The organism is Fusibacter ferrireducens (assembly GCF_015352425.1).
GTDB classification, from domain to species: domain Bacteria; phylum Bacillota; class Clostridia; order Peptostreptococcales; family Acidaminobacteraceae; genus Fusibacter_A; species Fusibacter_A ferrireducens.
The window spans coordinates 477,396-498,482 of sequence record NZ_JADKNH010000001.1 but is presented as its reverse complement, the minus strand read 5'-3'; the positions used below and the strand labels follow the sequence as shown (position 1 = coordinate 498,482).

Genomic DNA, 21,087 nt, shown 5'->3' with positions numbered 1-21,087 from the left:
GTGAATACATTGTCTAACGATAACATCTTACTGCGTGTAGACGGCGTAGGCAAAGAATATGATGGTAACAGAGTTCTAAAAGATGTCAATTTCACACTTGAAAAAGGAAAAATTTTGGGCCTTGTAGGCGAGAATGGAGCAGGCAAATCTACTTTGATGAAGATCTTATTCGGAATGAATGTGATTGCTGAAACAGGCGGCTACGAAGGTTCCATTTATTTAAATGGAGAAATTGTCAACTTTAAAGATCCCGTCGATGCACTCAAAGCAGGCATAGGAATGGTGCATCAGGAATTTTCGCTTATTCCAGGGTTTACGACTGCTGAAAATATACTACTCAATATGGAAAAAACCAAAAGCAGTGTCATCTCAAAAGTTTTAGGCAAGAGGCTTGAAACCATAGACATGCCTGAAATTAAAAAAAGTGCTCAAAGAGCGATTGACACACTTGGCGTTAATATAGATACAGATACTTTGGTCTCAGAAATGCCTGTTGGCCATAAACAATTTATAGAGATTGCCAGAGAGATAGACCGTGAAGATGTAAAGCTCATCGTCTTGGACGAACCCACTGCTGTACTCACGGAATCTGAGGCGGAAATACTGCTTCACGCCATGAGAAAACTAGCAGATTCAGGTATATCTATTATATTCATTTCACATAGATTACATGAAATCACATCAGCTTGTGACAAAATCGTGGTTTTAAGAGATGGTATCGTGATTGTTGAAAAACCCACTGAAGGCGTTAACATCAGACAGATTGCAGAGTGGATGGTTGGAAGAGAAATAGAGAAAAGAGCTGAAATCGTTCATAGAGATGTAAAAACTCAAATACAAAGGGATGATGATATCATCTTTGAAGCGCAAAATCTGTGGGTGGATATGCCTGGCGAAACCGTTAGAGATGTTAATTTCAAAGTTAGAAGAGGTGAAATCCTCGGCATTGGCGGTTTAGCAGGTCAAGGCAAACTGGGCATTCCGAACGGTATTATGGGCCTATTTGAAACGGGTGGCTCGATGTTCTTTAATGGCAAGCCACTGGCTGTCAACAATACGCTTGAAGCATTAAAAGAGGGTATTGCCTTTGTTTCAGAAGATAGGCGAGGCGTTGGGTTGTTACTGGATGAACCCATCGACTGGAATATTGCTTTTAATGCCATGCAAGTTCAAAACAAATTTCTCAAACGCTATTTTAATGGACTGATTAGCATAAGAGATGATAAGGCAATGAAAGCAGTCGCTGAAAAATACATTCATGAACTTGAAATCAAATGTACAAGTGAAAAGCAATTATCTCGTAATCTTTCTGGAGGCAATCAGCAAAAAGTTTGCTTGGCTAAGGCGTTTGCAATGAATCCTAGTTTACTTCTCGTTTCAGAGCCAACACGTGGGATTGATGTGGGGGCTAAGAAATTAGTGCTAGACGCACTTCGAAAAGACAATGAGGAAAATGGCACCACAATCATCATTATCTCATCCGAGTTGGAAGAACTTAGAAGTGTCTGTGATCGAATCGCCATCGTCTGTGAAGGTCAAATATATGGTGTTTTGCCTCCTGAAGCTGAGGTTGCAGACTACGGTATGCTCATGGCTGGTGAGTATAAAATAAATGAAGTAGGTGATAAACAATGGCAGAGGTAAATAAATTCATCAAAAATTTTGGATGGCCAAGAATTATCATTGGAGGTTTCCTTTTAACTTTATTTATCGTTGCACCCATATTTGGTGTGAGGATTGATACATCATTGAACGATGTCATTGTCAGATTTGGAATGAGCGCCATTATGGTCCTCTCCATGGTGCCTATGATTCAATCTGGTTGCGGGCTCAACTTTGGTATTCCAGTTGGACTCGTTGCAGGGATGCTCGGTGCAGTTACAAGTATAGAATTTGGATTCACCGGTATGGCGGGCATACTTGTTGCCTTCCTAGTAGGTATTTTGGCTGCAGCAGTCTTTGGATTTTTATATGGTCAACTTTTGAACCGAGTCAAAGGGGATGAGATGATCATTGCAACTTATGTGGGGTACTCCTTTGTATTTTTTATGAATATGATGTGGCTGATCCTGCCTTTTAAAAATCCAACAAGTGTTCAAGGCTTTAAAGGTGAAGGATTGCGTGTGACAATCAGCATTCAAGATTACTGGTTCCACAAAATCAGTGATTTTTTAGCCCTTCCAATCAGCAGTAGTTTTATTTTTCCGACGGGAATGCTCTTATTCTTTTGCTTTATGGCATTTCTCGTGTGGGCTTTTTTCAAAACTAAAACCGGAACAGCCATGACTGCCGTGGGATCTAATCCAGATTATGCCAGAGCGGCAGGCATTAATATCAATAAAATGCGCACGATTTCAGTTATCTTGTCCACCATGATTGCTGCAATTGGCATCATTGTCTACCAACAAAGTTTCGGGTTTGTTCAAATGTACAACTCTCCGCTTGCGTTTGTGTTTCCATCTGTAGCGGCAGTATTGCTCGGTGGCGCCTCTGTGAATAAAGCAAGTATTGCAAATGTCATTATTGGAACGCTTTTATTTCAAGGCATATTGACAATGACACCATCTGTTATCAACAGTGCAATTAACATCGATGTTTCTGAAATCATTCGAATTATCGTATCAAATGGTATGATCGTCTATGCATTAACACGGAAAGCGAGGTAAATGATGAAAATGGATAAGAATAAAATTGGCAAGCTCTTGACGGCAAGTGCAGTCCCTATGCTTTTCCTATTGATATGCTTGTTTGCGATTCCGCTTTCACAATTCTCGGGTTCGTATTTATTAAATAATATTGTCACAAGACTTATAAGAAACTCATTCTTAGTATTGGCGCTCCTGTTACCTGTTATGGCTGGCATGGGCATCAACTTTGGCATGGTTTTAGGGGCGATGGCAGGTCAAATCGGTTTAATATTTGTTACAGATTGGGGCGTTCCGGGTGCGCCTGGGTTAATCTTAGCCGCCATAATTGCAACGCCTATAGCAATGCTTCTTGGCTATTTTGGAGGCAGAGTGCTCAATCGTGCCAAAGGTAGAGAAATGATCACATCGATGATGTTAGGGTTATTTATTTCTGGGATCTATCAGTTTTTTTTACTCTATGTATGCGGCTCCATCGTGCCTTTTAAAACACCTGGCATGCTCTTGTCCAGAGGATATGGCGTCAGAAATGCATTAACGCTTAACGTTGCAAAGGGATTTGATAAACTATTATTAATCCGCATTGGCGGCGTGAATATCCCTGTGGGGACATTCATGATTATAGGTCTCATCTGTGTTTTTACAGTATGGTTTAAAAAGACCAAAATGGGTCAAGATATGAGGGCTGTTGGCCAAGATATGCACGTTGCCAGCACAGCAGGGATTGCTATGGAAAAAACGCGAATCCAATCCATTATGATCTCAACTGTTTTGGCTTGCTACGGTCAGATTATATACCTTCAAAACATCGGAACGCTCAACACTTATAATGGTGCTGACCAAGCTGCTCTCTTTGCTGCCGCTGCATTACTCGTCGGTGGAGCAACTGTTTCAAAAGCAACCATTCCAAATGCAATCATTGGAACCGCACTTTTCCACTTGATGTTCCTTGTAATGCCAATGGCAGGCAAATACATCACGGGTCAAGCTATGCTTGGCGAATACTTTAGAATGTTTGTATCTTATGGCGTCGTCACGCTTGCACTTGTACTGCATTCATGGAAAAGACAAAAGGATAAGGAAATGGATCGAAGTCAATTTAGAATAGCCGTAGCCAATCCACCAGACAAATAGGTTTGAAATATAATCCATGAGACAAATAGAGTATTTGGCTTTGACAGCTAAGAGACATTAGGGTATACTGAAAAAACAGAGGTGCTTATAATGAATATTTTGTCCTATTTAACTCAATTGGTCCATCATCATTAATTAAGCGCTATACGTCAGTGTAGTGCTGGTTAGTTGCGCACTGATGGGAAAGAGAGAGATACCTGTCAGAAATGACAGGTTTTTTTATTTATGGAGGTGTTATAATGGCAAACAATAAGCCACCAAGTGGCATGCGTGACTTTTTACCAAAAGATAAGGCATTAAGAGAATATGTAATGCAAGTGATTCGAGAAGAATATTCACGCAACGGATTTACTGAAATTGAAACTTCTCAAATTGAAAATCTCGATAACATGGAGAATAGTGACGGTGGTGACAATACTAAGTTGCTCTTCAAAATTTTGAAGAGAGGTGAAAAGTTAAAACTCAATGAAATCCCTGAAACTGAATCCAATCTATCTGATTTGGCAATGCGATTTGACCTAACATTGCCCCTGAGTCGTTTCTACGCAAATAATAGGAACGATCTGCCAAGCGTCTTTAAGTCGTTGCAAATGGGTTATGTGTTCAGAGCTGAACGTCCACAAAAGGGCCGCTATAGAAGCTTTATCCAATGTGATGTAGATGTGATTGGCGATGAATCCAACCTTGCAGAAGTTGAACTGATCAACACTGTGGGAAAAGCTTTGACAAGGTTAGGTCTTGACGATTTGACGATTAAAATAAATGACCGTCGTATTTTAAAAGGCTTGGTGACTTCTGCAGGATTTGATGCAGATGAATTCTCAGATATCGCGATTACTTTGGATAAGCTTGATAAGATCGGGAGAGAGGGCATTATAAATGAACTCAATTCTAAAAATTATGATTCAAGCAAAATTAATCGATTGATGCAATTAAGTGATGCTCTGGAGTCGAATGGCATTGAAAGTGCAAAGGTGCTTTCAGAAGAAGGCTATACAAATCTTAAAGAGATCATAACGGTTATTGAAGCCATTCAATCCGGTTACAAAATCAAGTTTGATTATTCTCTGGTAAGAGGCATGGGCTATTACACAAGCACAATCTTTGAAGTTTACTATGGCGCACTGGGCTACGCCGTTGGTGGCGGTGGCCGTTACGATGAAATGATTGGAAAGATGAGCGGGGCTGACGCACCAGCTTGTGGCTTTTCAATTGGATTTGAACGCATTGTCGATATCTTAAAGGCAGAAGATCATAAAATGCCTACGGGTTCAAGACTAGCTCTTTTCTACGATGTTTCTGACGATTTAAAAGAAGTGATGAAAACAGCAATTCAACTGCGTGAGACTTATTCTGTCGTTTCAGTGTTCGTTAAAAAGAAGAAATTTGGAAAGCAAGTTGATCGCCTTAAAGAACAGAATTTTGATATGTTCACCGTCTTTTCTCCAGAGCTTGAGATCAAGAGTCTTTAAAAATATAACGCAGCAACATTTGAGTCATTTTCCAATGACTCAAAACGATTTTCGCTGACGCTGTTTGAGGTTGAATATCCCTCAGCACAGCTTTCGGCTCAAATCTTGTTGCATTAACAACATTTGAGTCATCTTTCGATGCCTCAAAACGATTTTCGCTGACGCTGTTTGAGGTTGAACATCCCTCATCACAGCTTTCGGCTCAAATCTTGTTGTTTTAATAAAATGAGTGCCATTTTTTTCTAATGGGGCTCATTTTCATTTATGGTATAATTATTCATAATAACATATTCTGCGTAGTTTTGTTTTTTTATTATTGCGTAACCAAAAACTATGATCGGGAAGCTATTAATTATATACATAAGGAGGCACTAATGAACAAAAAAGTAATTGTCATGACGATTGCTTGTATAGCAATAATATTCTTATTCTATTCCAGTATACAAGTCATTCTACAAGGGAGTCCAGAAATAACTTACGAAGTTCTAAAGTACGAAGAACTGCCTGAAGAGGTTCTGGCAAGACTAGATCTATTAGATTTTGATCCTTTTGAGAATGATGCCGCTAATTTAACCTTTAAAATTCGGACAGGAAAAGATACATACATTTTTTTAAAACCTCCTAAGGGCTTTACAGTTAAGGTCCTAGAAGTAAGAATTGATGAAATCTGGTTTAATACCCTTGAATATAAGTATACGAATTACGGGGAAGAAGGTATCGATAGCAAAAGTGCCATGCGGATTATCAAGATAAATAACTATCTAGGCGGCATAACGGGTATTTTTTCAAGCGGGGAATAAAAAGCCTATATTAAAATGATAACTCAAAATAGACAAATCCGCGCATAAAACCACAGGAAAATAAAAAAAGGCTACTCTATAATAAAAGTATCATATCGAATAAATTAATAGAGGAGGTCTTATGAAAAATAGAAGAACAACTAAAGCAGAGTATATTGAAATATCTGGATCATCATATGAAATAGGGAAGCAAATGGGGAAGATACTACCCCAAAACACAGGCGTCCTGTCGCCTGATCACGCTATGCCAAAAGTACTTTTAGATGAAGCTTTTGCACTATATGATCAGTTTTGTCCTGGACTTACAGATGAACTCAGAGGCTATGCAGATGCCATCGGTGTAGAACTTGTTCAACTTCAATTTTGTTCTATGACTTATCTTAGACCGAATTGTAGTGAAATGGTTTTAATGCCTTCTAAGACGGATAACGACCATATTCTTTTAGCGCGCAGTTATGAATTTGCGCCGCAATTCGAAGACTTTAGAGTTTTTAAACTTTCTCCCAGAGGGAAATATGCGCATATCGGCGGGTCAATTGCTGATTTTGGCAGAAGTGAGGGGTTAAATGAAAAGGGCCTTGGGATCAGCATGACCTCCTGCGGATTTCCAGTGAGTAATCAAAAGGAAATGAGATCGCCAACCTTTAAAGGTCTACAATTTTGGGCTGTGGTGAGAAGTTTACTCGAAAACTGCAAAGATGTTGGAGAAGCACTCGATTTTGTTCAAAGGATGCCCATTGCGTATAATATAAATCTATTAATTGCCGATGCATCAGGGAGAGCAGTGCTCTATGAAACTTTGGATGGCGCCTCTGCTTATAAAGAAATTCATTCGGGCAATCACTCTGATCCCAAATATCTTCACGCAACCAATCATCCTGTCTTAGAACCTCTACGCACAGCGGAGCCCTTTGCAATGAAAAACTCTGTTGTAAGATATCAGACAATAAATGATTTTATTGAAGAAACAAATCAACACAATATAGAAGAGATCAAAGCATTTTTGCTATCAGATTATCCACAAGGTCTAAACTGTAGAGGATTTGACGCGTTTTTCGGAACCATCAAAAGTGTCATCATGGACTTAAATGATCTCAGTTTTCACATTTGTTGGGCAGGTCAGGAAATCAACGGATGGCAAAAGTATGATTTTAAAACGGTTCATAGTGGTGATTCAGATCAACCGACTACCTATGAAATTGAATATTATGACGAACCTACTGCCAGTGGTTTTTTTGATCGAGTCTCTCTAAAGTAATTTGAATTTTAACTTATTTTTAAGAGTTGTTTAAGGTATAATAGTTATAATGAATTTAGTTATTATCGTGATTGTATGAAAAAAGATTTCTATGCTAAATTGTAGAAATCTTTTTTTATGGTTCTAAATTTACACCCTTAAATTCAAATGGAGATCAACTATGGAATGGATTCAATCACTAAACGCTGCCATTGACTATATTGAAGATCATTTACTTGAAAATTTCTCTATAAATGACGTCGCATTAAAGGTACATATTTCAACTTATCATTTTCAGAGAACTTTCAGTGTGCTCACGGGTATCAGTATGGGCGAATATATCCGAAACAGGCGTCTATCACTTGCCGGACAGACCATGACTCAGAAGGGCTCAAAGGTACTGGACGTGGCACTTACTTATGGCTATGAAAATGCAGAGAGCTTTTCTAAAGCCTTCGAACGCTTTCACGGCATCAAGCCCAGTCAAGCTAAAAAGCAAGGTGCTGTGTTAAAGTCCTATAACCGTATGCTGATTAAACTCGCCATAGAAGGTGGTAACATTCTCGAATATCGCATTGAAAATAAAGTTGCATTTAAAGTAGTTTTATCACCTCAAGTATTTGAAGCAGACACTTGTATGCTTCAAATTCCGGAAGTTTGGCAAACTTTTATGAGACAGTTTAAAGATCATGGTATTTGCGGCGAAATGGGTGTTCGTATATTCGATCAAGAAGTCACAAATAAGTTCACCTATGGGATTGGCTGCCATGAAAAATTTGTAGAAAGCGTCCCAAGCGGTTTTTCAGTTTATGAGATTCCCGAATTCACATGGGCTGTTTTTCCTTGTGTTGGTCCCATGCCAGAATCTATTCAAAAGCTATGGGGACGCATATATACAGAGTGGCTACCACAAGCTGAGTATCAGTTTTTTGATGAATACGATATTGAGTACTATACCGAAGGGGATATTTATTCTGAGGATTATAAATCTGAAATTTGGATTCCCGTGATCAAAAAACAAGATAAATAAAGTGATAAAAAAAAGTACATTATATTCGAGACGATTTACCAGTTTTTACAAATAATTAACCTAAAAAGGAGATGATATGACTGTGTATCATGTAGAAATTTTATTATTTGAAAACTTTGAAACTTTAGATGTCTTTGGTCCTGTGGAAATACTGGGGGGACTTCCAGACTTATTTAAGCTTCATTTTGTTTCTCTACAAGGTGGTCTCGTTAAAAGCACTCAAGGTGTCCCTGTCCAAACTGAAAAATATCATGCAGTAAAGGATCAGGACAATCACCAAAATACGCCACAAAAGATAATCAAATTGATTCCTGGCGGTGCTGGCACGCGTGACTTAGCCTGTGATTCCGAATTTATCGCTTTTATCAAAGCGTTCGCAGTTGATGCCACTTACATTTTAAGCGTTTGCACGGGTGCGGCGCTTTTAGCGAAAGCCGAGATTTTAGACGGTAAAAAGGCCACCAGTAACAAAAGAGCTTTCGAGTGGGTAACGACACAATCCAGTGACGTGAATTGGATTAAAAAATCGCGCTGGGTGCAAGATGGTCATATCTTCACATCTTCAGGGATATCCGCAGGGATAGACATGACTCTTGGTTTTATAGAAACACTCTTTGGCAGAGAAGAAGCACTCAAAATCAGCAATCGTTTCGAATATACATGGCATGAAGACTCAGAATATGACCCTTTTGCTGAGCTTTACCCTTTTACAGCATCACATGAATTATAACATTATAAAGATTCGTTCACATCAGGTATGAGAAAGGCAGGTATTGACTATGTTCCCCAAACGAATAAAGAGCCAAGGGCTGAATTACAGTGTGTCATCCAGAAAAAAATCGATTCTATCCCTAATGCTCCTATTGTCACTGATGCTTCTATTTTCAGGATGCCAAGCCGAACAATCCCATAAAAATACACCACAGGCTTCCATACCGTCTGAAACAAATCCCACCACTACAGTTGAGTTGGAAAATCCATCCGTTGAAGATAAGTCTATTCTAACTCAATTTGTACAAGGTGCCTTAGATAAAGAAGACTATCTAGAAGCATGTGATTTAATCGCCAAAAAGTATATATATTTAGAGCCTCAATTACATATAACTCCAGAAAAATTTTATAGTGACTCAAAATTGTATGCGGATCAAATGAGCTGGGCAGGTGAAAAAAGTCAACTGGTTTACGAAATTAGAAAGTTGATGTCAAAATTTAAAGATGGACATATCGGCTGGTTTCTATCAAGTGATTATAGGATTTCAAAATCAATGACTCTAGGATTTGTTGCCACCCTAACGACTGACGATCAGGTCATCATAAAAAAGGTGTACCCCTATATTGAAGATAAGCTCTCTCCAAACGATGTGATATTAGAATGGAACGGCATTTCCATCCACGACGAAATCCATAAATTAGCTCAATTGGCACCCAAATCGACACCAATTTCAACCCTTGAACATGCAGTGAGAAGATTGAGCACAGATTTTTCCTTTATGCCCCTTCAAGATACTTATGCGCCTGTGACTTTGAAAATCAAAAAAATAAACGGAACTGTTGAAACCCTAACTTTAGATTGGACTGAGTGCAGCGGCTACACGACTTATGATGAAGCTAATGATGATGCTGATGATCTGCCTTCGATTTTTTTAACGCCCTCTTTGATTCCATCTACCGAAGAGATTCCAAGTGATGCATCATATATCCATCCTTCGTTGATCTATTATACGAGAGCAGTTGGAGACGAAATGGTGGCCATTCTTCACCCCAGAGATTTTTATAGATGGTCACAGCAGGACTTAGATCAGACCATGAAGGCACTTCTTAAACAAGAACCCACTGTTTTCTTGATCGATTTAAAAGACACTTCTGGCGGTAGCTTCGATCAAGTACTTTTTCTTTCACATGCACTGAATATTACAGATCATTTTAAATATCTTCGCAATGCTATTTCAGAAGATACAGGTGAACCTCTGCTCACACACGATAATTTTGATTTTATAGAAAGTGAAATCAACCTTAAAAATACATGGGATGGTAAAGTCATCTTTAAGATTAATCCCATTGTGCAAAGTGGCGGGGACTTTTTTTCAAGGTGGATGCAACTTAAAAACAGCAATAACCGCTTTTTATTCATCGGTACGCCAACTGCTGGTGCGGGTGCAGGTACAGACTCTTTCGTGTTAAGTCATTCTAAAATTGAAATTTCGATTCCGATCAGAGATTACCAAATCTTTGATGATGATGCGCCTATTGAGGGGCATGGTGTTAAGCCCGATTTACTCACAGATATGAGCATTGAGGTTTTTCTAAAATCTGCTGATTTTGATTTATTTATAGGCACTGCCATTAAGGATTTAGTGCGTTCTGATATAAGTGCAAATAGAGAAATACCCTCGCTTCAAATCGCACAGGGGCATGGCATTTACTATGATGCCTCAGATGATTTTACTAAAAGGGTGATGCTTGCCATCAGACAGTATACCACCTTTAATCCAAGAGATCCCTTTGATTTTAAGGATAATGTTAAACTAAAATTTGAAGGTTATGCGCCTATTTTATTGGATACTAAACAAGGTTTATTTAAGTTTGAAAATGAAAAAAACATCTATTCATGTGAGGCACTTTCTAGTCAATTATGGCGTCGATATGTTATGAAAATTATCAATGATAGACCCATTTATGACTCTTTCGAAAAAGATGTCCTTTTCAGAAAGGACTTAAGGCGATTTGTGACTCAAAAAAATCTAGAGCTTTTACTCTTCTATGATGGTGCCGTCAGAATAAGTGTTGATCATGAAGTCTTCACAGTCATTGATCACCCCATTGAAGAGGCACTTGAAAGTGGAGACCCATCTAACCAATATACAACCAAAGTTTTGGTTAGAGACAGTTATGATAAAAACGAGAAGGATACGAGGTTGATCTTAGTCGGTATAGAATACCAATTTGTCAATAACTATGGCTCTACAGCATGGTTAAAAAGCTATCTCTATGAAAATCATAAGCTCAGTAAAGACCTTGATGTAAACGAGATTATATCGGCATCACTAAGTATTGTCGCATATGAAAATGGTCTCTTGACATTAAACCTCAATGGCTATGACCAGATATTCACGATTCCTTTAACTAAGGATGAAATTCAGAGAATTGAAAGTTATATATCTACTCTTGAATCCACTGGAATGCATTTTACAGAACAAGAAGAATATGAATTTTTATCTAATCTACAGTCGTACAAGCTCTATGATTATGATCAAGATGGAGAAGACGAAGTCATTGCCGCAGTGAATATGCGTGGTGGTGCCTCGGGTATCAGTGAAAAACTCTATTTTATTTTCAAATACAATGACGATAGGCTTCACTTTACTAAAATAATCCCTTCAAGAAGCGCTCAAAATTTAAATACTATTTTCGAATAATCAAAGGAGGTTTTATGCAACACTTTGGCATGCCCACACTGATAGAACTGGATACACTAGAAGACAATGTGATCCTTTGCAAATCCCTTGGACTCGATTTTGTTGAAATCAATATGAACCTGCCACAATTTCAGCTCAATCAGTTGACATCTGAATACCTCAATGCACTTCAAGATCAATATGATATCGCCTTCACCTTTCATTTAGCAGAGGATATAGATATTGCACACTTTAATGACGACATCAGAAACACCTATTTAAAAATTATAGAAGAGACCATTGAACTGATGACCAAGGCCGATATAAAAAAGCTCAACATGCACATGAGTAAGGGCATTCACTTTACTTTGCCATCCCAAAGGCTTTATTTATATGAAAAATATACTGAAACTTATATGGATCATATTAATGCTTTCTTAAACTTTATAAGGGCAGAGCTCAAAAGTAAAAATATTCAGCTCTGCATTGAAAACACGGGCATATATGATTCACCTTTCATTACGAAAGCAGTCAAGACTTTACTTGATGACGAAAATATTGTCCTCACTTGGGATGTAGGTCATGATCATTCCAGCGGGTTTGCAGATCAAGCCTTTCTTGAGGCTAATATTGACCGTATTCAACATTTCCATATTCACGATGCCATTGATAAGTCAAATCACTTGACGCTCTTTGATGGCGAAATTGATCTAGAGTACTTTTTAAATTTATCAAAACAAAAAGAGGCCACTGTGGTTTTCGAAACGAAGACCATTGAAGCTCTAAAAGAATCTATAAAACGCTTAAGGGCTATGGCATTTGCTAGAGCGCCAACTGATTGATGCTCAAATTGATTTTGTCATTTTAGCGTGTACGGATTTGAATGTCTTGTTTGAAAAAGTAGATGTAAAAATTAAAATCATGGATGCTTCTAAAAAACTCGCTCAAACTTTAGTCAAAAAATATCTTTTATTGGAGTGACTTTCTCAAAACTTCTTGGAAAGTAATATGCTTGAAAGAACAATTTAATCATTGTGTAACGATACGCAGATTTTCATTTGCTATAATATTTATAGTGCTATAGGCTTAAAATCCACTTGATTTCACAAAAAAAAATAGAAAGTGAGCACACAAATGACAAATCATAAGAAAATTAAAATAGGTATCAAAGCTTTTATACTGCACGAGGGTAAATACTTGATGATGTATAACAATGGTGTTAAAGAAGATGTGCGAGAACTGCCTGATGGGCGCATGGAGATTAAGAGAGGTGTATACGCTTATGGTCATTTTTAATGTTATTCTTTTTCTACTAGTTGTATTTGCACCCATCTACGCATTTGTTATGATTATTGAACGGTTTAATCGAATTGAGCTGCACATGAATAACTTGGAAACAAAATTAGATCAACTTTTGGATGTGAGGCATATTGATAACTCACTTTAATCAGTTTCTTATATCACAAGGAGACATTTTTTATGATCATTGAAACAAAACATATAAGTTCAAAATCTATCACATGGACACTTAGAAGTGCAAAGAAGAGTGATGCAGATGCTTTAGCAAAACTGCGTCGTCAAATTGATTGTGAGACAGAATTTCTTGATCGTGAGTGCGGTGAGGGCGTCTTAACAGCAACAGATTTTATTCAAATTATTGAAACAGATCGTTTAGAATCAGGGCATCTTTTTCTAGTTGCAGAGCATGAAGATAAGCTCATCGGCTTTACACGGTGTGAACGCAAACCACTAAACCGTTTTAACCATCAAGCCGATTTTGGTATTTGCATACTGAAAGAATATTGGGGGTACGGTATAGGTAGACATCTGATCAGTGCCGTGTTGACATGGGCAGATGAAACGAACATCGAAAAAGTGATGCTCTCTGTGGTTGAAGCCAATGAATCCGCTATCAAGCTCTACCAAAGTGTTGGTTTCAAACGAGAAGGTCTCTTACTTAAGGATCGAAAACATGCAGATGGCCGTTATCATAACACCGTTTTGATGGGGCGTATGAGATCGAGTGGATAGGCAATATAAGACTAGTTAAATATACGAAACAAGCATTTTGGGGGTTGATCAAAAGGATATATTCTAGTAACTCATCAACTTTGCGCAGCAAATAGTATTGAAAATTAACTGAGTAGGAGGATACGATAATGCGAAAGACTCGGATCATACTGATAGCTATGGTCATCATTTTGATTATGGCTATTACGTATAATACATACTCAAAAGATATAGAATTTGAGAATTATAATGGCGTAAATTTGAAGATCGGTATCTTTGGAAGTACACCTAAGATAAAAGAAAATCAGATAGAATTTATAAGTTTAGACTTTGATAACGAAGATATTGAAACTGAAATTAAACAGTACGATGCTGTTTTCATTAGTGAAGAAAATTTAGCAAAAGCTTCAAATAGCCAATATTTAAATTTATATAAAAATAGTAGAAAGCCATTCTTTTTTATTAAATCTACAAAAAGCTATATGCCATTTATTATTGAAGAAATAGGATATAATGATATTGACTGGGAAGATAATAATTATATTACTGGCATTTTATTTGAAGGTAAGGCATTAAGGTACTGGAAGTATAGTCCCTATAATGACATAGAAAACTCAAGAAACATAGAAGAAGTATATAGTCGCGTTTTCAATACCATTGAAGAATGTAAAAATGGAGTATATGTTCAATAACGTATGTATCCTTCGTCCAACACGTTTTGAAAATATAAAATGTTTAGAGTAGGAAAAAATAGGAGGTCAAAATGGATCATAAAATTTATGAATTGGGTAGGAAATATAAGCAGTTAAGTTTTTTTATGCTCATATATTTGGTTTTTATATTTGTAACCGGTTTTGTTATGGGGATTAGCTTCGGTAACAACGATATATGGGAAAAGGGCATTAAAAGAGCAAAAAATTCAAAATCTTGATACTAGATTAATACGGAGGTATTAAAATGATAACTTACAAAACAGAAATTAGCGAATTTGATTGGGAAAACCTTGTTGATCTTTATGATGAAACGAATATGTGCATTGGTCTTGGTCAAAAAAGGGAAACAGAGAAAATCCGCAGAGCTTTTCAAAACAGTTATCGATTTGTAACCGCTTGGGATTCAGGTAAAATAATCGGTTGTGCAAGGATGATATCAGATGGCGAATGCTACGGCTGGATTCATGATATGGCGGTGCTACCTGCTTATCGCAAACAAGACATTGGTCGAACAATAGTAGAAAAACTTTTGGAAGGTAACGAAGGCCTTTTGATTGGACTGACCTCATCATTTGAAGCCGTTGATTTTTATACCAAACTTGGATTCAAGAAACACAAAACTGCCATGGCAAAATATCCTGGTCGTTCAGACTATCTTTTCGATTAATCTGCATCCTGTATTAAACTATATTTGTAAATAGGGTTAAAGTGTCAAAAGCCAAGAGTTGAGCAACTATCCACCCTATGATGTCGTTTATGGGAAATACGCAATACGACATAGAGTAGAGGGTATATGAGAAACTGACTTTTGGCACTCTAACTAAATAAACAAAATTCAACGAAGGAGAACTAAAAATGAAGATAGAAGTCGTAAATGATGCAAGACTAATTGCTAAATTAAATGAACCCGTACAAACTTTACATCACGAGTTGTACCCTGAAAAATTTAAAAGCTTTGACTTTAATGCAATTTACAACTATTTTCATGAAGTTATGAGCATGGATCATCAACATTTTTTAGTTTGTTTTGATGGTGATGAAGCCATTGGCTATATATGGTTTGAAGAAATCATCAAAATAGGAAACGCTTTTAGCAATCCGTCACACTACCTCTATATTCAACACGTCTCTGTAAATGAGAACATGCGTGGCAAAGGTGTCAGCAAGCTCTTATTTGATGAAGTCCTTAAATTTGCCAATTCAAAATCAATCAAGCGCATTGGCTTAGATTATTGGTCTAAGAATACAGTTGCAAAACAGATCTATAAAAAACTTGGATTTATAGTGGAGAAAGAGACCACCTATCTCACTTTACAATGAGCCATATTATAATGTGACAACTAACTGTATTTAACCTAATTTGAAATTTAAAAAGAGGCTATTTATGTGCATAAGAATTGAACTTGTAACAGAAAATATGTATCCAGAAATACACCATTTTGAAATGAAAAACAAGGCATTTTTCGAATCGATTTTACCCCCCAGACCGGTTACGTATCAACAATTGGATACCTTTAAAACCGTTATGGCGAGTTTACTCTCTGAACAACAAAATGGCCTCTTTTACATGTATGTCATTCGTGATGAAAAGGACGCTTTTATTGGGCGGATTAATCTGCAAATGATTCGCTCAGAAAATTCAATAAAAGCTGAATTGGGCTATAGAGTGGATTTTAATGAACAGGGGAAGGGCTATACAAGTCAAGCCATCAAGCTTATTTTAAAGGCAGCTTTTGAGCTTTATAAAGTTGACGAAGTTATTGCAGGCACGTCAAAAGAAAATATAGCTTCACAAAGAGTCCTCGAAAAAAATGGATTCGAAAAAATTGGAGAAGAAGAGAACGTCATGAGGGTCAATGGTGAATGGGTTGATGGTATATTATATGCCATACGAAACATAGAATAACGTTATCAATGTCAATTCTAAAAAATAGGAAGGATTTTTTTATGAACAGTGAAAAAATTAAGTTTGAAAATCTTTATGAACGCTTTGGAAAATTTAGAGTTTTTATCGTTTTTCTACTACTCATGATTTTGATTGGAACAATAAGTGTACTCATTGACGATACCCTTGAAAAATCGTTTGTAATATCGGGGGCGCATTTTAAATTCACGGGTAGGGAAGACAATAAATATTATTTTAAAGGGCCTGCCCCCGAATATATTATCGCTGTTGATCTAGATTACACAACTGACTCAACACTTTTTCGTGATATCAGTGTGCAAGAGGGTTCAAAAGTATATAAGAGAATAAAAGATCTCGATACATTAACCAATACATTTTATGTAGACAACCAACCTTTACTTAAAGAAGATATCATAAATATAAGTGTTAAGGGGTCTCACCATATTACTTTTGATGCCATCCATCCCGAAAGGGATTCTTATGGCGTTCAGCTGATTAAACATATCGATACAGTTATAGATCACATACTCTCTAATGTAAGCTTACATAAGTGGTTTTTTGTCGTTTTCTTAATGTTGATTGGCATCAGTGAAATGATGTATTCAAAGTTTTTTTGGCAAATAAAATTCAGCTTTGCTGTAGAAAATGGAGAACCCTCAGAATCCTATTTATTACTCTCCAAACTTACTGGGGGCGTCTTTGTGTGTGCTGGTGTAATTTTCCCTTTTATAGAATTTTAATTGAGATAAATTGATAAAGTTGCTGTCAAGAATGCATTTTTTATAATATGAAAAACGGAAGGTGGTATTTATAGAATGGTCCATTCAGATTATGAAAAAGAAACTTATAAGAGCTTAATCCTTTTATTGCTTTACATGATCATATTGATTGTGCTTGGCGGAGGATTTTTAAGTCATCGCTTTACTCAAGAAATTGCCCTTAAAATCGCTTTTATTCACAGTGACTTTGTAATTGTATTTTTAGCTTATATTATTAAAATTAAAGAACGTATTTATTGGATTACAACTTATTCTTATAACGATGCTAAGTTTATGGAACCTGTCCAACGCAAGCATATAGGGGATGCATTTTTTAAAAAGGTAGTGAGAATACTTGGAGTCGTTATTATCTATATGATCCTAGGATTGGTACTTAAAACAGCGCTTATTTTAGATGTCGCTTTTTTTGCCTTAAGCCTTGTATTTTTAACGTGGCATTCGAATGCCCAAACCAAAAGATAACCTAATCTCTTGAAAAATCATCATTGTCAATAAAAAGGAGACCTAATAGCCCATGAGCAAAAGAAAATTTATAATACTCATACTTATAGAAATTCTAGCCATTTTACTTTTTAAAACCATCGAATACTCAAAATTCAGCATACCTACATATGATATCACTAAACTCAATATCCTGTTGGGGATTGTCATTGTGATATTGGGCCTCTTTTTATTACTGCATTTCTTTAAACGCAGAGAGGATCATTATATAAGTCATCTCAATCAAGCGGATAGAAGTTTTTATGACCTGCTGAGTACTGAACTGGACGCACGAGAACTGCCAGCAGATCTAAACAGCCAGATTTCAACCGATATGTTAAGGCTTCTGTATAAAAACGGCAAAGCATTGATGCACTTGGAACATCAATCGCCAAGATACTTTAAGGACAGAATCTATGATAATTATGAAGATCACAACTACAAGAGCTTAATAGATCAACTTATTATAAAATACAGCAAGAGGACAAAATTCATATCCATTCTAAATATGATCGCTTGTTTTCTGATTTTTTTAGTAGGTTTCAATTTTGCGTTAAATGGCTTTAATTTTAATGCAAACTACTTTAGAATTTCAATGCCATCTTCTTTATTTGTGCTCTGTCTCATCAATATTTTGCCCAGTGTGCTGAGCAAGTACTTTTCACAAGTTAAACATTGGAAAACGATACAATTTGGCGTCTCTTCTGCACTCAATCTCGGCGCCCTAATACTGCTGAAACGCTGGAGAGATGCTGATCCTTCTAGTCATGCCATTTTGAACTCTATCGCCAGTGGCAAAATTGAATTTATACCGAATTCATATGTCCTATTATCAATTATAATGCTGATTATCGTTTCATATGCTCTACAAAAGACAATGCGCAAGCAACTGCTCAATACTGTGCTCTGTGGCTCAAATCTTGAAGATGACATAAACATCTATAGGCACTCAAATTATTGATTCTAGGCATCACTTTTCTAATATATTTTTAATTTTCTTTTACACTGTAAGTTTGTTACAATCAATATAGACACCTTCAAATTAGAGCACTCTAAGTAGGTTGAGAGGGCTCTATTAAAGAAAGCAGGCCCATAAATGACAGATAAAAATTATAATAAGTTTATACAAATGGGATTAATCGCCTTAATCGCCTTAATCACAATCTTTATATATATGGCTTTTCAATTAGGGGAAGTTAAACGACATTCAAGGGATACCTATCAAACGGTAAATGAGCTCTACTATAAACTGGATACACTATCCACTCAAATGGATAGATTTGAAAAAAAGAATCAACGCATTAAAGATACGAGTTACAGCATAAATTTTATTGAGCTAGATCAAATGAGTCTTGCAAACGTCAAATTTACAGCAGAATTAAGTCAAACGGCGACTGATCAAGAAATAACACTTCTATATCGATCTTCAAATTTGTCTGATCAGGATCAAAATGAGCATTCAACTGAATGGCTCAAAATGCCTCTAATACATCACTACAATCAAATCGAATCTGAAATTGCATTACCTTATGCGAATGATTATGAAGTACAACTCATGTTTGAAAGTGATGGCGTGGCCTTCTATGAACCACTTCCTAATTTAGAAATACACTCCACATTAGAGCATATGTTTGCAAGGGCTATTCATCTGCACAAAATAAAAGGTAACAAGGTTGAATTTGATGCACAGATCGTCAATTTCAAATCCCAATATGACGTAAAGCTCAATACCGCATTATGCCATATATATTATGAAGATCAAATTCAAAAAACGTATGACGTGATGCAAGTGACTCAAGAGGGCACTCAAAAAGAGCCTCAACTGCAAATGGCAAATCAAGGTCAAGACTTTTGGTTTGTGAACACAAGCTATACATTTGAGAACATTCAAGACTTTGATCCTCAAAAGGTTCGAATTGAGCTTATACTAACGGATTCTTTAGGCAATGAATATAAGACTCGTTCTGGTTTATAAGGTGAGGTGAATCACATGAAAAAATTAGAAGTTACTCAAACCCTATTAATCGCTTTTGCAGTACTGTTTTTTATTCTATATTTAAGCAGCAATGCGGCTCTCAAGGAGGCACGTGCACTCAATGCTTCGTTAAATGAAGATTTGCTCATGCAAAAAAATCAGTACACCAGTGAAATAGACAAACTTAACACAACCGTTGTTAACCTGAAAACACTCATAGACAAACGCAAAGAAGAATATGACACACTACATGAATCCTATCATAAATTGGTTATGCAATTGCCTGTTATTGCTGATTTTGAGCTTTCCCTCATTGAAAAGGAAGGTATTACAGAACCTAGAGCTATCACAACTGATCTGATGAATCATTTCGAACTGATTCCATACGATGGCGTTCTAGGCGGGACCATGATGTTCACTCAAGTATATCTTTTAAATGATCAATGGGTCTTTGCTAGGTTCGAGGATGGTCATATTATGGGGAGTGCCATTTATCAATATGAGATCTCTAGTGATCAAAGCATTCAGTGGAAACTCATTAAATCCATGTTATATTGATCTCAATTAAACCTTTAAAATAATAAATACTTCATCTAGGAGCTCATATGAAACTTTTCATCATTTTTATAGTATTCTGCGCCATTGCTTATTATTATCGTTTTTTCAAGATGAGAGAAGAGGTTAAAAGTGATCCACTTAAAACCTTGTTGGATAAAAAAATCATCACTCAAGTAGGTCTGTTCAGTGTAACCATGTCCTATTTTGTGACGGATACATTGCTGGGCTTTATCATTGTAACGAGCACACTTTTTATTTTAATTGTAACACTGGGGATGAGTTATAGTGATTATTCAAGTCCTAGATTTAATATAGTTCTTATAGGCATTTTCACGTTATGCATACCGCTATTATTGCTACTTGAACGTCATATTCTCATAAGATCCAATGGCATTTTGTTGATGATATTCCCCTATGTCATGATCCTTTATGGCAGCTTTTTTGGGCTAGGCAGCAAAAATAAACCATTATATTTATTCATCCCCTTAATTTTAGGCGTAATACTTATTTTGTCAGCAATCCGATATTTTCCCGAAATTTGGGTCTCACCACAAGAAAGAGTTTCCGATGAATTCATTCATAATACGCTTCATGGTGAAATCATATCTCTTCACTACAATACGGGCTTAAGAGGTGAACCCCTTAAAATAACAACAACCTACAGCACCGGGGCAAACGATGATAATAAACACGTTGTCCTGATCTACAAAGATGCACAGATCATCAGTTGTGAAGCTCAACATGATTAATTCGCTTAAATCATATATTTAGTTCTTATCCAAGACTTTTTCCATATGACCAAGATGTATTCATAAATGTTAGAACTTACTTAAATTCGGGTAATATTATATTATCTACACACCTTGGCAAATCAGATGCCAAATCTAGGATTCAAAGAATCATCGCAGAACTATTCAAGATTAATCCCAGTATTTTAGTTTTCTAAAAGAAAT

The 21,087-nt window shown here is 36.6% G+C and carries 26 protein-coding genes; all 26 read left to right on the top strand.

Features of this window, described 5'->3' with window-relative positions:
• The 26 genes from ISU02_RS02430 to ISU02_RS24430 all read left to right on the top strand — a co-directional run bounded on the left by ISU02_RS02430 (position 1) and on the right by ISU02_RS24430 (position 21,080).
• A complete protein-coding gene (locus ISU02_RS02430) occupies positions 1-1,644 on the top strand; it encodes a sugar ABC transporter ATP-binding protein (RefSeq protein WP_407646399.1) in 1,644 nt (547 codons plus the stop codon).
• A complete protein-coding gene (locus ISU02_RS02425) occupies positions 1,632-2,666 on the top strand; it encodes an ABC transporter permease subunit (RefSeq protein ID WP_194700180.1) in 1,035 nt (344 codons plus the stop codon). The genes ISU02_RS02430 and ISU02_RS02425 overlap by 13 nt, the downstream gene beginning before the upstream one ends.
• A gap of 3 nt (positions 2,667-2,669) precedes the next feature.
• Positions 2,670-3,779, top strand: coding sequence for an ABC transporter permease subunit (locus tag ISU02_RS02420; RefSeq protein ID WP_194700179.1), 1,110 nt, complete (start codon positions 2,670-2,672; stop codon positions 3,777-3,779).
• A 239-nt stretch (positions 3,780-4,018) separates the two neighbouring features.
• Entirely contained in the window at positions 4,019-5,251 is a 1,233-nt protein-coding gene (hisS, locus tag ISU02_RS02415) for a histidine--tRNA ligase (protein WP_194700178.1), read from the top strand.
• A gap of 374 nt (positions 5,252-5,625) precedes the next feature.
• Entirely contained in the window at positions 5,626-6,051 is a 426-nt protein-coding gene (locus ISU02_RS02410; protein WP_194700177.1) for a hypothetical protein, read from the top strand.
• A 121-nt stretch (positions 6,052-6,172) separates the two neighbouring features.
• On the top strand, positions 6,173-7,309 hold the full coding sequence (locus ISU02_RS02405; RefSeq protein ID WP_194700176.1) for a C45 family autoproteolytic acyltransferase/hydolase: 1,137 nt from the start codon (positions 6,173-6,175) through the stop codon (positions 7,307-7,309).
• A 160-nt stretch (positions 7,310-7,469) separates the two neighbouring features.
• Positions 7,470-8,318 (top strand): AraC family transcriptional regulator, encoded by an 849-nt coding sequence (locus ISU02_RS02400; RefSeq protein ID WP_194700175.1) that lies wholly within the window; start codon positions 7,470-7,472, stop codon positions 8,316-8,318.
• A gap of 76 nt (positions 8,319-8,394) precedes the next feature.
• Entirely contained in the window at positions 8,395-9,048 is a 654-nt protein-coding gene (locus ISU02_RS02395) for a DJ-1/PfpI family protein (RefSeq protein WP_194700174.1), read from the top strand.
• 49 nt (positions 9,049-9,097) lie between these two features.
• On the top strand, positions 9,098-11,734 hold the full coding sequence (locus ISU02_RS02390) for a S41 family peptidase (protein WP_207736145.1): 2,637 nt from the start codon (positions 9,098-9,100) through the stop codon (positions 11,732-11,734).
• 14 nt (positions 11,735-11,748) lie between these two features.
• Positions 11,749-12,555 (top strand): sugar phosphate isomerase/epimerase family protein, encoded by an 807-nt coding sequence (locus ISU02_RS02385; RefSeq protein ID WP_194700172.1) that lies wholly within the window; start codon positions 11,749-11,751, stop codon positions 12,553-12,555.
• Positions 12,533-12,694 carry a hypothetical protein gene (locus tag ISU02_RS02380; protein WP_194700171.1) on the top strand — a complete coding sequence of 54 codons (162 nt, stop codon included), beginning with the start codon at positions 12,533-12,535 and terminating at the stop codon, positions 12,692-12,694. The genes ISU02_RS02385 and ISU02_RS02380 overlap by 23 nt, the downstream gene beginning before the upstream one ends.
• Positions 12,695-12,847: 153 nt before the next feature.
• A complete protein-coding gene (locus tag ISU02_RS02375) occupies positions 12,848-13,009 on the top strand; it encodes an NUDIX hydrolase (RefSeq protein WP_194700170.1) in 162 nt (53 codons plus the stop codon).
• Positions 12,996-13,160 carry a hypothetical protein gene (locus ISU02_RS02370; RefSeq protein ID WP_194700169.1) on the top strand — a complete coding sequence of 55 codons (165 nt, stop codon included), beginning with the start codon at positions 12,996-12,998 and terminating at the stop codon, positions 13,158-13,160. The genes ISU02_RS02375 and ISU02_RS02370 overlap by 14 nt, the downstream gene beginning before the upstream one ends.
• 32 nt (positions 13,161-13,192) lie before the next feature.
• Entirely contained in the window at positions 13,193-13,744 is a 552-nt protein-coding gene (locus ISU02_RS02365; RefSeq protein WP_194700168.1) for a GNAT family N-acetyltransferase, read from the top strand.
• A 128-nt stretch (positions 13,745-13,872) separates the two neighbouring features.
• The gene (locus ISU02_RS02360) at positions 13,873-14,415 is read left to right on the top strand and encodes a transcription elongation factor GreAB (RefSeq protein WP_194700167.1); all 543 of its coding nucleotides are present in this window, start codon (positions 13,873-13,875) and stop codon (positions 14,413-14,415) included.
• 71 nt (positions 14,416-14,486) lie between these two features.
• Entirely contained in the window at positions 14,487-14,654 is a 168-nt protein-coding gene (locus ISU02_RS02355; protein ID WP_194700166.1) for a hypothetical protein, read from the top strand.
• Positions 14,655-14,680: 26 nt separating this feature from the next.
• Complete coding sequence (locus ISU02_RS02350) at positions 14,681-15,103, top strand: GNAT family N-acetyltransferase (protein ID WP_194700165.1); 423 nt, start codon at positions 14,681-14,683, stop codon at positions 15,101-15,103.
• Between the two features lie 188 nt (positions 15,104-15,291).
• On the top strand, positions 15,292-15,756 hold the full coding sequence (locus ISU02_RS02345) for a GNAT family N-acetyltransferase (protein ID WP_194700164.1): 465 nt from the start codon (positions 15,292-15,294) through the stop codon (positions 15,754-15,756).
• 64 nt (positions 15,757-15,820) lie between these two features.
• Positions 15,821-16,342, top strand: a complete 522-nt coding sequence (locus ISU02_RS02340) for a GNAT family N-acetyltransferase (RefSeq protein ID WP_194700163.1) — start codon at positions 15,821-15,823, stop codon at positions 16,340-16,342.
• 41 nt (positions 16,343-16,383) lie between these two features.
• Complete coding sequence (locus tag ISU02_RS02335) at positions 16,384-17,082, top strand: hypothetical protein (protein WP_194700162.1); 699 nt, start codon at positions 16,384-16,386, stop codon at positions 17,080-17,082.
• A 75-nt stretch (positions 17,083-17,157) separates the two neighbouring features.
• A complete protein-coding gene (locus ISU02_RS02330; protein ID WP_194700161.1) occupies positions 17,158-17,583 on the top strand; it encodes a hypothetical protein in 426 nt (141 codons plus the stop codon).
• Positions 17,584-17,635: 52 nt separating this feature from the next.
• A complete protein-coding gene (locus ISU02_RS02325) occupies positions 17,636-18,562 on the top strand; it encodes a hypothetical protein (RefSeq protein WP_194700160.1) in 927 nt (308 codons plus the stop codon).
• Between the two features lie 135 nt (positions 18,563-18,697).
• Positions 18,698-19,576: a hypothetical protein gene (locus ISU02_RS02320; protein WP_194700159.1), complete on the top strand. Its 879-nt coding sequence runs from the start codon at positions 18,698-18,700 to the stop codon at positions 19,574-19,576.
• 15 nt (positions 19,577-19,591) lie between these two features.
• Positions 19,592-20,134 (top strand): hypothetical protein, encoded by a 543-nt coding sequence (locus ISU02_RS02315; RefSeq protein ID WP_194700158.1) that lies wholly within the window; start codon positions 19,592-19,594, stop codon positions 20,132-20,134.
• Positions 20,135-20,181: 47 nt separating this feature from the next.
• Positions 20,182-20,883 carry a hypothetical protein gene (locus ISU02_RS02310; RefSeq protein WP_194700157.1) on the top strand — a complete coding sequence of 234 codons (702 nt, stop codon included), beginning with the start codon at positions 20,182-20,184 and terminating at the stop codon, positions 20,881-20,883.
• Complete coding sequence (locus tag ISU02_RS24430) at positions 20,883-21,080, top strand: DUF1697 domain-containing protein (RefSeq protein ID WP_194700312.1); 198 nt, start codon at positions 20,883-20,885, stop codon at positions 21,078-21,080. Before ISU02_RS02310 ends, ISU02_RS24430 begins: the two co-directional genes overlap by 1 nt.
• Positions 21,081-21,087: the final 7 nt, after the last annotated feature.

What these genes read in the sequence shown, in the direction of transcription:
- ISU02_RS02390 (WP_207736145.1), top strand. Translation starts at nt 9,098, where the DNA reads ATGTTCCCCAAACGAATAAAGAGCCAAGGGCTGAATTACAGTGTGTCA.
- ISU02_RS02420 (WP_194700179.1), top strand. Translation starts at nt 2,670, where the DNA reads ATGAAAATGGATAAGAATAAAATTGGCAAGCTCTTGACGGCAAGTGCA.
- ISU02_RS02320 (WP_194700159.1), top strand. Translation starts at nt 18,698, where the DNA reads ATGACAGATAAAAATTATAATAAGTTTATACAAATGGGATTAATCGCC.
- ISU02_RS02400 (WP_194700175.1), top strand. Translation starts at nt 7,470, where the DNA reads ATGGAATGGATTCAATCACTAAACGCTGCCATTGACTATATTGAAGAT.
- ISU02_RS02370 (WP_194700169.1), top strand. Translation starts at nt 12,996, where the DNA reads ATGGTCATTTTTAATGTTATTCTTTTTCTACTAGTTGTATTTGCACCC.
- ISU02_RS02365 (WP_194700168.1), top strand. Translation starts at nt 13,193, where the DNA reads ATGATCATTGAAACAAAACATATAAGTTCAAAATCTATCACATGGACA.
- ISU02_RS02325 (WP_194700160.1), top strand. Translation starts at nt 17,636, where the DNA reads ATGAGCAAAAGAAAATTTATAATACTCATACTTATAGAAATTCTAGCC.
- ISU02_RS02405 (WP_194700176.1), top strand. Translation starts at nt 6,173, where the DNA reads ATGAAAAATAGAAGAACAACTAAAGCAGAGTATATTGAAATATCTGGA.
- ISU02_RS02355 (WP_194700166.1), top strand. Translation starts at nt 14,487, where the DNA reads ATGGATCATAAAATTTATGAATTGGGTAGGAAATATAAGCAGTTAAGT.
- ISU02_RS02340 (WP_194700163.1), top strand. Translation starts at nt 15,821, where the DNA reads ATGTGCATAAGAATTGAACTTGTAACAGAAAATATGTATCCAGAAATA.
- ISU02_RS02425 (WP_194700180.1), top strand. Translation starts at nt 1,632, where the DNA reads ATGGCAGAGGTAAATAAATTCATCAAAAATTTTGGATGGCCAAGAATT.
- ISU02_RS02410 (WP_194700177.1), top strand. Translation starts at nt 5,626, where the DNA reads ATGAACAAAAAAGTAATTGTCATGACGATTGCTTGTATAGCAATAATA.
- ISU02_RS02345 (WP_194700164.1), top strand. Translation starts at nt 15,292, where the DNA reads ATGAAGATAGAAGTCGTAAATGATGCAAGACTAATTGCTAAATTAAAT.
- ISU02_RS02385 (WP_194700172.1), top strand. Translation starts at nt 11,749, where the DNA reads ATGCAACACTTTGGCATGCCCACACTGATAGAACTGGATACACTAGAA.
- ISU02_RS02315 (WP_194700158.1), top strand. Translation starts at nt 19,592, where the DNA reads ATGAAAAAATTAGAAGTTACTCAAACCCTATTAATCGCTTTTGCAGTA.
- ISU02_RS02375 (WP_194700170.1), top strand. Translation starts at nt 12,848, where the DNA reads ATGACAAATCATAAGAAAATTAAAATAGGTATCAAAGCTTTTATACTG.
- hisS (WP_194700178.1), top strand. Translation starts at nt 4,019, where the DNA reads ATGGCAAACAATAAGCCACCAAGTGGCATGCGTGACTTTTTACCAAAA.
- ISU02_RS02335 (WP_194700162.1), top strand. Translation starts at nt 16,384, where the DNA reads ATGAACAGTGAAAAAATTAAGTTTGAAAATCTTTATGAACGCTTTGGA.
- ISU02_RS02310 (WP_194700157.1), top strand. Translation starts at nt 20,182, where the DNA reads ATGAAACTTTTCATCATTTTTATAGTATTCTGCGCCATTGCTTATTAT.
- ISU02_RS02360 (WP_194700167.1), top strand. Translation starts at nt 13,873, where the DNA reads ATGCGAAAGACTCGGATCATACTGATAGCTATGGTCATCATTTTGATT.
- ISU02_RS02350 (WP_194700165.1), top strand. Translation starts at nt 14,681, where the DNA reads ATGATAACTTACAAAACAGAAATTAGCGAATTTGATTGGGAAAACCTT.
- ISU02_RS02330 (WP_194700161.1), top strand. Translation starts at nt 17,158, where the DNA reads ATGGTCCATTCAGATTATGAAAAAGAAACTTATAAGAGCTTAATCCTT.
- ISU02_RS02395 (WP_194700174.1), top strand. Translation starts at nt 8,395, where the DNA reads ATGACTGTGTATCATGTAGAAATTTTATTATTTGAAAACTTTGAAACT.